This window comes from Nocardioides sp. B129/18 (assembly GCF_055282735.1).
The window spans coordinates 65115-77693 of record NZ_JBUZJI010000010.1 but is presented as its reverse complement, the minus strand read 5'-3'; the positions used below and the strand labels follow the sequence as shown (position 1 = coordinate 77693).

At 72.9% G+C, this 12579-nt stretch carries 16 protein-coding genes and 3 tRNA genes; 16 read left to right on the top strand and 3 right to left on the bottom strand.

The annotated features are described in order from the left end of the window. Positions 1 to 166 precede the first annotated feature (166 nt). The 9 genes from ACZDWJ_RS09610 to ACZDWJ_RS09570 all read left to right on the top strand — a co-directional run bounded on the left by ACZDWJ_RS09610 (position 167) and on the right by ACZDWJ_RS09570 (position 5218). Entirely contained in the window at positions 167 to 613 is a 447-nt protein-coding gene (locus ACZDWJ_RS09610; protein ID WP_463520728.1) for a CidA/LrgA family protein, read from the top strand. Continuing rightward, positions 610 to 1326 (top strand): LrgB family protein, encoded by a 717-nt coding sequence (locus tag ACZDWJ_RS09605; RefSeq protein WP_463520727.1) that lies wholly within the window; start codon positions 610 to 612, stop codon positions 1324 to 1326. The genes ACZDWJ_RS09610 and ACZDWJ_RS09605 overlap by 4 nt, the downstream gene beginning before the upstream one ends. A 29-nt stretch (positions 1327 to 1355) precedes the next feature. Further along, positions 1356 to 2771, top strand: a complete 1416-nt coding sequence (locus ACZDWJ_RS09600; RefSeq protein ID WP_463520726.1) for an amidase — start codon at positions 1356 to 1358, stop codon at positions 2769 to 2771. An 83-nt stretch (positions 2772 to 2854) separates the two neighbouring features. Beyond that, positions 2855 to 2927: transfer RNA gene (locus ACZDWJ_RS09595), tRNA-Thr, on the top strand. A 29-nt stretch (positions 2928 to 2956) separates the two neighbouring features. Beyond that, positions 2957 to 3033: transfer RNA gene (locus ACZDWJ_RS09590), tRNA-Met, on the top strand. A 55-nt stretch (positions 3034 to 3088) separates the two neighbouring features. Next, on the top strand, positions 3089 to 3259 hold the full coding sequence (gene rpmG / locus ACZDWJ_RS09585; RefSeq protein WP_185252483.1) for a 50S ribosomal protein L33: 171 nt from the start codon (positions 3089 to 3091) through the stop codon (positions 3257 to 3259). A 111-nt stretch (positions 3260 to 3370) separates the two neighbouring features. Next, positions 3371 to 3775 (top strand): FAS1-like dehydratase domain-containing protein, encoded by a 405-nt coding sequence (locus ACZDWJ_RS09580; RefSeq protein WP_463520725.1) that lies wholly within the window; start codon positions 3371 to 3373, stop codon positions 3773 to 3775. Further along, entirely contained in the window at positions 3772 to 4179 is a 408-nt protein-coding gene (locus ACZDWJ_RS09575) for a MaoC/PaaZ C-terminal domain-containing protein (protein WP_463520724.1), read from the top strand. Before ACZDWJ_RS09580 ends, ACZDWJ_RS09575 begins: the two co-directional genes overlap by 4 nt. Beyond that, a complete protein-coding gene (locus tag ACZDWJ_RS09570; protein WP_463520723.1) occupies positions 4172 to 5218 on the top strand; it encodes a UDP-N-acetylmuramate dehydrogenase in 1047 nt (348 codons plus the stop codon). Before ACZDWJ_RS09575 ends, ACZDWJ_RS09570 begins: the two co-directional genes overlap by 8 nt. Positions 5219 to 5249: 31 nt before the next feature. Here ACZDWJ_RS09570 and ACZDWJ_RS09565 read toward each other — a convergent pair whose 3' ends face one another. Both ACZDWJ_RS09565 and ACZDWJ_RS09560 read right to left on the bottom strand, forming a co-directional pair. Next, entirely contained in the window at positions 5250 to 5702 is a 453-nt protein-coding gene (locus ACZDWJ_RS09565; RefSeq protein WP_463520722.1) for a DUF4190 domain-containing protein, read from the bottom strand. Then, positions 5699 to 6739, bottom strand: a complete 1041-nt coding sequence (locus ACZDWJ_RS09560) for an adenosine deaminase (RefSeq protein WP_463520721.1) — start codon at positions 6737 to 6739, stop codon at positions 5699 to 5701. Before ACZDWJ_RS09560 ends, ACZDWJ_RS09565 begins: the two co-directional genes overlap by 4 nt. Before the next feature lie 119 nt (positions 6740 to 6858). Between ACZDWJ_RS09560 and ACZDWJ_RS09555 the strand changes: the two genes are divergently transcribed. The 5 genes from ACZDWJ_RS09555 (at position 6859) to rplA (ending at position 9541) form a co-directional block, all read left to right on the top strand. Next, positions 6859 to 6931 (top strand) — tRNA-Trp (locus tag ACZDWJ_RS09555). A 91-nt stretch (positions 6932 to 7022) separates the two neighbouring features. Continuing rightward, a complete protein-coding gene (secE, locus tag ACZDWJ_RS09550; protein WP_463520720.1) occupies positions 7023 to 7283 on the top strand; it encodes a preprotein translocase subunit SecE in 261 nt (86 codons plus the stop codon). A 70-nt stretch (positions 7284 to 7353) separates the two neighbouring features. Next, positions 7354 to 8169, top strand: a complete 816-nt coding sequence (gene nusG, locus ACZDWJ_RS09545) for a transcription termination/antitermination protein NusG (protein WP_463520719.1) — start codon at positions 7354 to 7356, stop codon at positions 8167 to 8169. 158 nt (positions 8170 to 8327) lie between these two features. Then, on the top strand, positions 8328 to 8756 hold the full coding sequence (gene rplK, locus ACZDWJ_RS09540) for a 50S ribosomal protein L11 (protein ID WP_463520718.1): 429 nt from the start codon (positions 8328 to 8330) through the stop codon (positions 8754 to 8756). Positions 8757 to 8818: 62 nt separating this feature from the next. Continuing rightward, a complete protein-coding gene (gene rplA / locus ACZDWJ_RS09535; RefSeq protein ID WP_463520717.1) occupies positions 8819 to 9541 on the top strand; it encodes a 50S ribosomal protein L1 in 723 nt (240 codons plus the stop codon). Between the two features lie 168 nt (positions 9542 to 9709). On the opposite strand, the gene ACZDWJ_RS09530 is transcribed toward rplA, so the two are convergent. Continuing rightward, a complete protein-coding gene (locus ACZDWJ_RS09530; RefSeq protein ID WP_463520716.1) occupies positions 9710 to 10993 on the bottom strand; it encodes an aspartate aminotransferase type Ic in 1284 nt (427 codons plus the stop codon). Between the two features lie 306 nt (positions 10994 to 11299). Here ACZDWJ_RS09530 and rplJ point away from each other — a divergent pair, with 306 nt between their 5' ends. Together rplJ and rplL are read left to right on the top strand one after the other, a co-directional pair. Then, on the top strand, positions 11300 to 11977 hold the full coding sequence (rplJ, locus tag ACZDWJ_RS09525) for a 50S ribosomal protein L10 (RefSeq protein ID WP_463520715.1): 678 nt from the start codon (positions 11300 to 11302) through the stop codon (positions 11975 to 11977). 90 nt (positions 11978 to 12067) lie between these two features. Beyond that, positions 12068 to 12457, top strand: a complete 390-nt coding sequence (gene rplL / locus ACZDWJ_RS09520) for a 50S ribosomal protein L7/L12 (RefSeq protein ID WP_463520714.1) — start codon at positions 12068 to 12070, stop codon at positions 12455 to 12457. The last annotated feature ends 122 nt before the right edge of the window (positions 12458 to 12579 follow it).

Here is a 12579-nt window from a genome sequence, read left to right as displayed (position 1 = left end):
GGACGACGGGCCGATTGGTCAGGGGAACTTGGCCGTCAGGGCCCCCAACTTCCCCTGACCAATGAGAAGTTCCCCGGTCAGCCGGGGAACTCCTGGGCGCCACCCTGAGAGCAGCATCACCCCCAACCACCCGCCACCAGCACCCCGGGGTTGGAAGACTGCGCAGGTGCTGTGGGGACTCGTCGTGCTGCTGGCCTGCCAGGCCGCGGGCGAGGCGATCGTGACGGTCACCGGGCTCAGCGTGCCGGGGTCGGTCGTCGGGATGCTGCTGCTGTTCTCCTGGCTCCAGTGGCGGCGCCCGGACGCCTCGCCGCGCAGCGAGGTCGGCACGATCCGGGTGGCCGACGTCCTGCTGCGCCACATGCAGCTGCTCTTCGTGCCGCCGGCGGTCGGGATCGTCGCCTACCTGGGCACCCTGCGCGCCGACGCGCTGCCGATCGGCGTCGCGGTGGTGGGCTCGTGGGCGCTCGGACTGGCGACGGTGGCGCTGCTGACCTCGCTGTTCGACCGCGGGCACGACGTCGACGCCGCCGGTGCGGCGGGGGCGCCGGCCGACGTCGGCGACGCCGGGACGATCCCCGAGGGCGGCGCGGCCGGGACGGGGGCGTCGTGAGCGACCTGCTGGAGTGGGCGCGCACGTCCCCGCTGCCGATGGTGGGCCTGACGCTGGCCGGCTACCTCCTCGGCGTGCGCCTGCGCGACGCCACGCACGGCCACCCGCTGGCGCAGCCGGTGGTGGTGGCGGTGCTCCTCGTCGCGCCGGTCATGACGCTGCTCGACGTCGACTACCGCGCCTACCTCGACGACGTCTCGGTGCTCAGCTTCTGGCTCGGCCCGGCGACGGTGGCGCTCGCGCTGCCGCTGCACCGCCAGGCCCATCGGCTCAAGGGCTTCGTGGTGCCGATGCTCGGCATCGTCGCGCTCGGCGCGGTGGTGTCGGTGGTCAGCGGCGTCCTGCTGGTGCGGGTGCTCGGGGGAGCGGACGTCCTTCAGCGCACCATGGCGCCGAAGGCGACGACGACGCCGGTCTCGCTGGCCCTCTCGCACACCCTGGGCGGCATCCCCGAGCTGTCGGCGGCCCTGACGATCCTCGTCGGCATCCTCGGCGCGATCGCCGGCCCGACGCTCCTGACCCTGATGCGGGTGCGCGACCGCCGGGCGCGCGGCCTGGCGATGGGCTCGGTGTCCCACGGCATCGGCACCGCCCGGGTGCTCCACGAGGACGAGGTCGAGGGCGCCTTCGCCGGCCTCGGCATGGGGCTGACGGCGCTGCTCACCAGCCTGCTGATGCCGCTGCTGGCGTGGCTGCTGTTCAGCGCCCTGTGAACCGCGACGCCAGTCGCTAGGTTGCGTCCATGACGCGCCTGCACGCCTTCGCCGACGACGCCCTCGGCGACCTCGACGCCGTCGGCCTCGTCGAGGCCCTGCACGCCGGACGCGTGAGCGTCCCCGAGGTGGTGGAGGCCGCGATCGCCCGCACCGAGCGGGTCGCGGGCCCCCTGGGCGCGATGGCCCACCGCGCCTACGACCGCGCCCGGGCCGAGGCGCGCGACCCGCGTCCGGGCTGGTTCGCCGGCGTGCCCACCGTCGTCAAGGACAACGTCGAGGTGGCGGGGCTGCCGGCCCAGCACGGCACCGACGCCTTCCTCGCGCGCCCGGCCAGGGCCGACGGCGACCTCGCCCGGGCGCTGCTGGCCACCGGGCTGCTGCCGATCGGCACCTCCCAGCTCTCGGAGTTCGGCTTCTCCGCCTCCGCCGAGCACCCGCGTCTGGGTCCGGTGCGCTCGCCGTGGGACCTCGCGCGCACCGCCGGCGCCAGCTCGGCGGGCTCCGGTGCGCTGGTCGCGGCCGGCGCCGTCCCGATCGCGCACGGCAACGACGGCGGCGGGTCGATCCGCATCCCGGCGGCCGTCAACGGCCTCGTCGGGCTCAAGCCGAGCCGCGGCCGCCTGCCGCAGGACGCCCTCACCCGCCAGATGCCGGTGCGCATCGTCGCCGACGGCGTGCTCACCCGCACCGTCCGCGACACCGCGGCGTTCCTCCGCGAGGCCGAGAAGGTCTACCGGCCGCTGGCCCTGCCGCCCGTCGACGACATCACCCGCCCGGGACGCTCGCGCCTGCTCGTCGGCGTCAACACCGCCGGTCTGCTGCACCCGGCCGTGCCGGAGGTGGCCGCGGAGGTGCGGCGCGTCGCCGGCGTCCTGGAGTCGCTGGGCCACCACGTCGAGGAGGTCGACGACCTCGGCGTCGACGCGGGGTTCGCCGACGACTTCCTCCTCTACTGGGGCCTGCTGGCGCTGGCGATCACCCAGGGTGGACGCCTCACCTTCGGGCGCACCTGGGACGCCTCGCGCACCGACGCCCTCACCCGCGGCCTGGCCGCCCACGCACGGCGGCGGCTGCACCGCGTCCCGGGCGCCGTGCGGCGGCTGCGCCAGGCCCCGGCCCGCTCGGCGGCCTTCTACGAGCGCCACGACGTGCTCCTGACGCCGACCCTGGCCACGCCCACCCCGATGATCGGGCACCTGGATCCCACCCAGCCCTACGACGTCGTCGTCGAGCGGCTGCTCGGCTGGGTGGCCTTCACGCCGCTGGCCAACGTCACCGGCGACCCCGCCCTCTCCCTGCCCCTCGCGCAGGACGCCGAGGGCGCGCCGCTGGGGGTCATGCTGAGCGCCGGACTGGGTCGCGAGGCCCGCCTCCTGGAGCTGGCCTACGAGCTCGAGGAGGCCCTCCCGCCGGCCTCGATCCGGGCCGTCCCGGGGGTCTGATCGGGGTGTCCGCCGGGTTCGACGCCGGGGTCGCGGTGCCGATTTCTCCATCCCGGAGCGGTTGTGTACTGTTCTCGCTCGTTGCCCCTTTAGCTCAGTCGGCAGAGCGTCTCCATGGTAAGGAGAAGGTCTACGGTTCGATTCCGTAAAGGGGCTCTGGGAGACGGCCCCGGCCGGACCCTTGTGGCGGGGTAGCTCAGGTGGTTAGAGCACACGGCTCATAATCGTGGTGTCGCGGGTTCGAGTCCCGCCCCCGCTACCAACCAGCCGCTCCGGGTGGAGCATCCCAGAGCAACCGACGATCCCGAGGACTTCCCGTGGCCAGCAAGAGCAGCGACGTTCGCCCCAAGATCACGCTTGCGTGCGTGGACTGCAAGGAGCGCAACTACATCACCAAGAAGAACCGCCGCAACGACCCCGACCGGCTCGAGCTGGCGAAGTTCTGCCCCCGGTGCCGCACCCACACCGCGCACCGCGAGACCCGCTGACGCCTCAGCGCGACGTCTTCTCCGACAGGCCCCCGGGATCCCTCCCGGGGGCCTGTCGCATGTCCTAGCGCATGTTCGGGGGGCGCGCGGCGCGGCACTAGGGTGGAGGCCATGGCACTGGACGCGGACCTGGTCGGTCGCACCTTCGAGCCGACCGCCCCCTACCTGGTCACCGAGGAGCGCGTCCGCGCGTTCGCGGCGGCCACCGGCGGCACCTGGGACGGCGGCCCGGTGCCGGCCACCTTCCCGATCGTCGTCGCCTTCGACGCGATGAGCGCCTTCCTCGACGAGGTCGGCGTCGAGCTCTCCCGCATCGTCCACGGCGAGCAGCGCTTCGCCTACGAGCGGCCCGTCCGCCCCGGCGACGTCCTCACCGCCACCCTCGGCGTGGCCACCCTGCGCACCATCGGCGGCAACGACCTCATCGGCACCCGCAGCGAGATCCGCGACGCCGACGGCGCCCTCGTCTGCACCGGCTCGGCCACCCTGGTCCACCGGGCGGGGGAGGCCGCATGAGCGCCGTGACGCTGACCCCCGGCGCCGAGCTGCCGCTGCAGCGCTACCCCGTCACCCGCGCCGACCTCGTGCGCTACGCCGGCGCCAGCGGCGACTTCAACCCCATCCACTGGAACGAGCGCACCGCGGTGGCCGTCGGCCTGCCGGGCGTCATCGCGCACGGCATGCTCACCCTCGCCCTGGCCGCGCGCGCCGTGGCCTCCTGGACCGGCGACGCCGAGGTCCTCGAGCTCGGCTCGAAGTTCACCGCGCCCGTGCTCGTGCCCGACGACGACGAGGGCGTGGTCGTCGAGGTGCGTGGCAGCGTCAAGGCCGTCGACGACGGCCGCGCCACCCTCGCCCTCGAGGTCACCTGCGCCGGCGCCAAGGTGCTCGGCATGCCGAAGGCCGTCGTCGGTGTCTGAGCCGGCCCACGCCCCCACGCTGGCCGAGCGCACCACCCTCCGCCTCGGCGGTCCGGCGCGGGAGTGGGTGCGCGCCGACACCGAGGAGCAGCTCATCGCCGCCGTCAGCGAGGCCGACGACGCCGGCACGCCCGTGCTCGTGCTCGGCGGCGGCAGCAACCTCGTGGTCTCCGACGCCGGCTTCCCGGGCCGCGTCGTCGAGGTCGCCACCCGCGGGATCGTGCCCGACGTCGACGACGCCGAGGCGATCTCCTGCGGCGGCGTCCTGGTCACGGTCGCCGCGGGCGAGCCGTGGGACCCCTTCGTCGCGCAGGCGGTGCGCCGCGGCTGGATCGGCGTCGAGGCGCTCTCGGGCATCCCCGGCAGCGTCGGCGCGACGCCGGTGCAGAACGTCGGCGCCTATGGCCAGGAGGTCTCCGGCACCATCGCGAGCGTGCGCGCCTGGGACCGCCAGGCCCGCACGGTGCGCACCTTCGCCGCCGCCGACTGCGGCTTCGGCTACCGCCACTCCCGCTTCAAGGCCGACCCCGCCCGGCACGTCGTCCTCTCGGTCACCTTCCAGCTGCGCCGCGGCACCCTCGGCGAGCCCGTGCGCTACGCCGAGCTGGCCCGCACGCTCGGCGTCGAGGTGGGCGGGCGCGTCGAGCTGGCCGCCGTCCGCGAGGCCGTGCTCGGGCTGCGCGCCGGCAAGGGCATGGTGCTCGACGACGCCGACCACGACACCTGGTCGGCCGGCTCGTTCTTCACCAACCCCGTCGTCGCCCCGGCCCTGGTGCCCGAGGGCGCACCGGCCTACCCGCAGCCCGACGGCACCGTGAAGACCAGTGCCGCCTGGCTCATCGAGCACGCCGGCTTCGCCAAGGGTCACGGCAGCGGCGCGGCCCGGCTCTCGACCAAGCACACCCTGGCCCTCACCAACCGCGGCGGCGCGAGCAGCGAGGACCTCCTCGCGCTGGCCCGCGAGGTGCGCGACGGCGTCCGGGAGCGCTTCGGGATCGTCCTGGTCAACGAGCCCGTGCTCGTCGGCTGCACGCTGTAGCCCGCCCAGCGAGGCCCGGGCAGGCCCGGGCTCAGACCGATCCGGCGGTCGCGAGCCCGATCACGGCCACCACGATGATCAGCGCGATCACGGCCAGCACGGTGGCGATGACGCCCAGCACGAGGCCGATGAGCGCCTCCGTGGCGCCGGCCCAGCGCTGCGGCTCCTGGGCGATCCCACGACGCGCGGAGGCGCCGAGGAACACCGCCACCGGTCCGAGCAGGAACGGGAGGCCGCAGACGAAGCCGCCGAACAGCGCGATGCAGCCCAGTGCCAGGGCCGGGATGGCCCGCGGGTGGTTCTCCCGCGCCGGCGGCCAGGGCTGGCCCGGCTGGCCCGGCAGAGGCCCCGACCATCCGTCGGTCGGCGGCGGAGGCGGGGTCTGACCGTGGGTCGGCTGCCCGGAGCCGTCCTGCGGGGGCGGGTACCAGCCGCCGGGCGGCGGGGGCGGCGGGGGCGGCGGGGGCGGCGGGGGCAGGCTCATGGGTCGCTCCGAGGTGAGGGGGCGGCGAGCCAGGCGTCGACGTCGGCCAGCGCGGCGTCGCGCAGGTCGCTCGGCGCCCGGCTGCCGCGCAGGGACATCCGGGCCAGCTCGGCCAGGACGGCGTCGTCGAGGTCGTGGGCCGCACGCATCGTGGCGTACTGGCCGGCCAGGCGCGAGCCGAACAGCAGCGGATCGTCCGCGCCGAGGGCCACCGACGCGCCGGCGTCGAGCAGGGTCGGCAGCGGCACCGAGGTGAGGTCGGTGTAGACGCCCAGCGCCACGTTCGAGGTCGGGCAGACCTCCAGGGTGATGCCGCGGCGCGCGATCTCCTCCAGCAGGCGGGGGTCCTCGCTGCTGCGGACGCCGTGCCCGAGCCGGTCGGCGTGGAGCGCGTCGAGGCAGGTGCGCACCGAGCCGGGGCCGAGCAGCTCGCCTCCGTGCGGCACGAGCAGCAGCCCGGCGCGCTCGGCGATCGCGAAGGCTCCCGCGAAGTCGGCGGTGCGGCCGCGGCGCTCGTCGTTGGACAGCCCGAACCCGACGACCCCGCGGTCGGCGTACTGGGCGGCCAGCCGCGCGAGGGTGCGGGCGTCGAGCGGGTGACGGGTGCGGTTGGCCGCGATGACGACGCCGATGCCCAGTCCGGTGGCGTCCGTGGCCGCGCGGGCGGCGTCGAGCACCAGGTCGGTGAAGGCGGTGATGCCGCCGAAGCGGGCGCCGTAGCCGCTGGGATCGACCTGGATCTCCAGCCAGCGGCCACCGTCGGCGACGTCGTCCTCGGCGCTCTCGCGCACCAGGCGCCGCACGTCGTCCTCGGTGCGCAGCACGGAGCGGGCGAGGTCGTAGAGCCGCTGGAAGCGGAACCAGCCCTTCTCGTCGGCGGCGCTCAGGCGAGGCGGCCACTCCGAGACCAGCGAGTCCGGCAGTGCGATGCCGTCGCGCTCGGCCAGCTCCAGCAGCGTGGCGTGGCGCATCGAGCCGGTGAAGTGGAGGTGCAGGTGGGCCTTCGGGAGGCTGCGCAGATCCCGGCCGGCCGTCATGGCGTCATCGTAGGGGCGGGGGAGTCGTTTGGACGCCGTGCGCGTCGGCACCGTAGAGTGCCGGTGGCGGTCTTCCTCCAGTCTCTCGGCGTGCCCGCGAGGCCGGGACGGATCGTCGGAGGGCACTAGCTCAACTGGCAGAGCATCGGTCTCCAAAACCGAAGGTTGGGGGTTCAAGTCCCTCGTGCCCTGCAGCGCGGCTCCGCCCCGGGACTCCGATCCCGGGGCGGGCCGACGTACGGTGAGGACGAACCAGTCGTCGAACGAGGAACGAGGTGAGGGCGTGGCGGACAGCAAGGCGGTCCAGGGACCCCGCGACAGCAAGCGGGAGCGTCCCAGTGACAAGCGCACCAGCCTGCCCACCTTCTACCGCCAGGTCGTCGCCGAGCTGCGCAAGGTCGTCTACCCGACCCGCGACCAGCTGACCACCTACTTCATCGTGGTGATGGTCTTCGTGCTGGTCGTGATGGCGCTGGTCTTCGCCCTCGATCTCGGGTTCGGTCGACTGGCGCTCGAGGTCTTCGGCGGCCAGAGCAAGCAGTGAGCCAACCCCGGACGGTCCTCCCGACCGTCCACGGGCGCCGTCCGGCGTCCGGTGATCCGATGGAGCAGTCGTGACGGAGCAGCAGGACCAGATCGTGGACCCCGAGGTCGAGGAGACCGTCGAGGAGTCCCTCGAGGAGTCGGCCGAGGCCGACGTCGCCGACGAGGCGACCGACGAGGTCCCCGCGGACGTCGAGGAGTCCCCCGAGGACGCTGAGGACTCCGCTGACGAGGCCGACGACGAGGCCGACGAGGCCGCCGCTGACGACCCGCTCGAGGCCTTCCGCCGCGAGCTGTGGGCCAAGCCCGGCGACTGGTTCGTGGTGCACACCTACTCCGGCATGGAGAACCGGGTGAAGCAGAACCTCGAGAACCGCATCATCTCCCTCAACATGGAGGACTACATCCACGAGATCGTGGTCCCCACCGAGGAGGTCGCGGAGATCAAGAACGGCCAGCGCAAGATGGTCAAGCGCACCGTGCTCCCCGGCTACGTCCTGGTCCGCATGGACCTCACCGACGAGTCCTGGTCGGCCGTGCGGCACACGCCGTCGGTCACCGGCTTCGTCGGCAACAGCCACCAGCCCGTGCCGCTGACGATGACCGAGGTCGAGGACATGCTCGCCCCCGCCGTCGTCGCGCGCGCCGAGGCCGAGGCCGTCGCCGCGGGCACCGTCCCCGCCGGCACCACCGTCGCGAAGAAGCCCGTCGAGGTCGCCGACTTCGCCACCGGCGACTCCGTCATGGTCGTCGACGGCCCGTTCGCGACGCTGCACGCCACGATCACCGAGATCAACCCCGAGTCGCAGCGCGTCAAGGCGCTCGTGGAGATCTTCGGTCGCGAGACCCCCGTCGAGCTGAGCTTCAGCCAGATCCAGCGGGTCTGACGTCGTCGCCGGCGCCTCGTCGCCGGTGCACGTCGATTTCCCCCGCCGGGCGCGAGCCCGGCACACTAGTCCGGTTGCCCGGCTCGCCGGGCCCACCAGGTGGCAGAGGACGCGCGACGTCCTCGCTGACGACCACGAGACAGGAAGAGGAAGCCTCGATGCCTCCCAAGAAGAAGATCGCTGCGCTGGTCAAGGTGCAGCTGCAGGCCGGTGCCGCGACCCCGGCCCCGCCCGTCGGTACCGCCCTCGGTCCGCACGGCGTCAACATCATGGACTTCTGCAAGGCGTACAACGCCCAGACCGAGGCCATGCGCGGCAACGTGATCCCCGTCGAGATCACCATCTACGAGGACCGCACCTTCACCTTCATCACCAAGACGCCTCCGGCGGCTGAGCTGATCAAGAAGGCGGCCGGTCTGGCCAAGGGCTCCTCGGTGCCCCACAAGGACAAGGTCGGCAAGCTCACCCGCGACCAGGTCCGCGAGATCGCCAGCACCAAGCTGCCCGACCTCAACGCCAACGACATCGACGCCGCGATGAAGATCGTCGAGGGCACTGCCCGCTCGATGGGCGTCACCGTCGACTGAATCCGTGGGAGAGCCGCGCTGGCTCGCCGACCACATCTCCTCTGATCACCGAAGGAACCACCATGCAGCGCAGCAAGACCTACCGCGCCGCGGCTGAGGCGTTCGACAAGAACGAGATCCACAGCCCGCTGGCCGCGATCAAGCTCGCCAAGAGCGTCAGCAAGAAGAAGTTCGACGAGACCGTCGACGTCGTCATGCGCCTGGGCGTCGACCCGCGCAAGGCCGACCAGCTGGTCCGCGGCACCGTCAGCCTGCCCCACGGCACCGGCAAGACCGTCCGGGTCCTGGTGTTCGCGAACGCCGACAAGGCCGAGGAGGCCCGTGCGGCCGGTGCCGACATCGTCGGTGGCGACGAGCTCATCGAGCGCATCGCCGGCGGCTGGACCGACTTCGACGCCGCCGTCGCCACCCCGGACATGATGGGCAAGGTCGGCAAGGTCGCCCGCGTCCTCGGCCCCCGTGGCCTCATGCCCAACCCGAAGACCGGCACCGTGACGCCCGACGTCGCCAAGGCCGTCTCCGACATCAAGGGCGGCAAGATCGAGTTCCGTGTCGACCGGCACGCGAACCTGCACTTCATCATCGGCAAGGCCTCCTTCTCGGAGTCCCAGCTCGCGGAGAACTACGCCGCGGCGCTCGAGGAGGTCCTGCGACTCAAGCCGGCCAGCTCCAAGGGCCGCTACGTCAAGAAGGTCACCGTGTCCACCACCATGGGCCCGGGCATCCAGGTCGACCCGAACCGCACCCGCAACGTCGCGGTCGACGAGGAGCAGGCCGGCGCCTGACGCCTCCGCTCCACCTGCACCAACGCCACAGGGCGACGACCTCCGGGGCGTCGCCCTGTGGCGTTGCTGCGGCGACGTGGCACGCGAGGTGTCTGCTCGGCACACGACATCTCGCGTGCCGAGCAGACGATCACCCGGTCAGCCGGGTCATCGGCGGCCAGGCCCGCGTCAGCCCCGGGACAGCGCCTCGGCGGCAGCCAGCGCCACGCAGGTGGCGACGCCGGCCATGGCGGTCTCGACCTCGGCCAGGGCCGGGAAGGTGGGGGCGAGGCGGATGTTGCGGTCGCGGGGGTCCTGGCCGTGGGGGTAGGACGCGCCGGCGGGGGTGAGCGCGATGCCGGCGGCCTTGGCCAGCTCGACGACGCGGGTGGCGGTGCCGTCGAGGACGTCGAGGTTGACGAAGTAGCCGCCGATGGGGCGGGTCCACTCGGCGATCTCGAGGCCGTCGAGCTCGGCGGTGAGGGCGTCGTCGACGGCCGCGAACTTCGGGGCGATGATGTCGCGGTGCTTGCGCATGTGCGCGCGCACGCCGTCGGCGTCGCCGAAGAACTCCACGTGCCGCAGGTGGTTGACCTTGTCGGGGCCGATGGAGCCCATGCCGAGGTGCTGGAGGAACCAGGCCTTGTTGGTCTCCGACATCGCCATCACCGCGACGCCGGCGCCGGCGAAGGTGATCTTCGAGGTGGAGGCGAACAGCAGCGGGCGGTCGGGGTGGCCCGAGGCTGCGGCCAGGCTGAGCGGGTCGACCGACTTCACCTCGTCGTCGGTGAGGTGGTGCACGGCGTAGGCGTTGTCCCAGAAGACCCGGAAGTCCGGGGCGGCGGTCGGCATGCCCATGAGGGCGGCGGCCACCTCGTGGCTGCAGACCGCGCCGGTGGGGTTGGCGTAGGTGGGCACGATCCACAGGCCCTTGACGCTCGGGTCGTCGGCGACGAGCGCGCGCACGGCCTCGACGTCGGGGCCGTCGTCGTGCAGCGGCACGGTGACCATCTCGATGCCGAAGTCGGCGAGCATGGAGAAGTGGCGGTCGTAGCCGGGCACGGGGCAGACGAACTTGATCGTCTCCTCGTCCTTCCACGGCCGCGGGGAGCCCGGGCCGCCCCACAGCAGCAGGTCGGTGAGGGCCTGGTGCATGAGGGTCAGGGAGGAGTTGCCCTGACAGATCAGCTGGGCGGTCTCGACGCCGAGCAGCTCGGCGAAGATCTCGCGCAGCTCGGTGAGGCCCTCGAGGCCGCCGTAGTTGCGGACGTCGGCGCCCGAGCGGTCGCGGTGGCCGCTGGGCAGCCGCAGGAGGTCCTCGGAGAGGTCGAGCTGCTCGGCCGACGGCTTGCCGCGCGTGAGGTCCAGGCCCAGGCCGCGCTCCCGCAGGGCGGCGTAGGCCGTCTGCTTCTCGGCGAGGAACGCGGCGAGGTCGTCGGCGGACAGGGTGCGGAGCGGCACGCGCGAGGTCATGGCCACGATCCTGCCATCCGGGCGTGCGTCGGGCAGGCCCCTGCCCACGCTCCGGCGGGGGAGGGGCGCACCGATTTGGTGGCGATCGCGGCCCGCCCGTAGTGTTCTCCTCGTTACCAGAGACCGCCGGTCGTCGCTCAGCGTCAGCTGGGTGACCGAAGGCTCCGCAGCACTGCGGACGACCTGCGCAGGGAGCAGAGCCTGAAGCCCACCGCGAGGTGGACCCCACGCCCTGAGCCTGCGCTCAGGGCGTTCGTCGTTCTCGGGGCTGACGCGGGTGGTCTCTCCAGTTCCGGAAGGAGACCCATGGCGCGGGCAGACAGGCAGGCAGCCGTCGCGGAGATCGTTGAGTCCTTCAACGACGCGACCGGTGCCGTGCTGACCGAGTACCGCGGTCTCACCGTGAAGCAGCTCCAGGAGCTGCGTCGCTCGCTCGGTGAGAACGCCAACTACGCCGTGGTCAAGAACACGCTGGCCAAGATCGCCGCCAACGAGGTGGGCATCTCCGGCTTCGACGACCTGCTGACCGGCCCGACCGCGATCGCCTTCATCAAGGGCGACGTCGTCGAGGCGGCCAAGGGTCTGCGTGACTTTGCCAAGGCGAACCCCACCCTGGTCATCAAGGGTGGCGTTCTTGACGGCGACATCCTCGACGCCTCCGCGATCGCCAAGCTGGCCGATCTGGAGTCGCGCGAGGTGCTGCTGGGCAAGCTGGCGGGCGCGATGCTCGCCTCGCTCTCCCAGGCCGTCTACCTCCTCAACGCCCCGCTCGCCCAGGCTGCCCGGCTCGCCGGCGCCCTGGAGGCGAAGGCGCAGGAGGACCCCTCGATCCTCGCAGGTGGTGCTGGTGCGGCTTCGGCCGAGCCGGTCGCCGCCGAGGAGGCCCCGGCTGCTGCCGACGAGCAGCCCGCCGAGGCCCCCGCCGACGAGGCCCCGGCCGCCGAGGCCGCGACCTCCGACGAGGGCGACACCACCGAGGCCTGACCCTCCGGTCAGCCACGGTCCACACCACCTGAAACCCGGCCCACCGCGATCCTCGCGGTGTCAGGCCACCGAATGGAAGGAACCGCCATCATGGCGAAGCTCAGCACCGACGAGCTCCTCGACGCGTTCAAGGAGATGACCCTCATCGAGCTCTCCGAGTTCGTGAAGCAGTTCGAGGAGACCTTCGGCGTCACCGCCGCCGCCCCCGTCGCCGTCGCCGCCGCGCCGGCCGCCGGTGGTGCCGCTGGTGGCGAGGCCGCCGCCGAGCAGGACGAGTTCGACGTCATCCTCGACGCCGCTGGTGACAAGAAGATCAACGTCATCAAGGAGGTGCGCGCCCTGACCTCCCTCGGTCTGAAGGAGGCCAAGGACCTCGTCGAGGGTGCCCCGAAGCCGATCCTCGAGAAGGTCGCCAAGGACGTCGCCGAGAAGGCCAAGGAGGCCCTCGAGGCCGCCGGCGCCTCGGTCACCCTCAAGTGACCCTGGTCTGACGACCCCCGGGCGCAGCGCGCCCACACCGCTCACAGGGGCGGTCCGTCCACGGACGGGCCGCCCCTGTGGCGTTCCCGGAGCCCGTCCGTCGGCCCGGTCCGTGCCTTCCC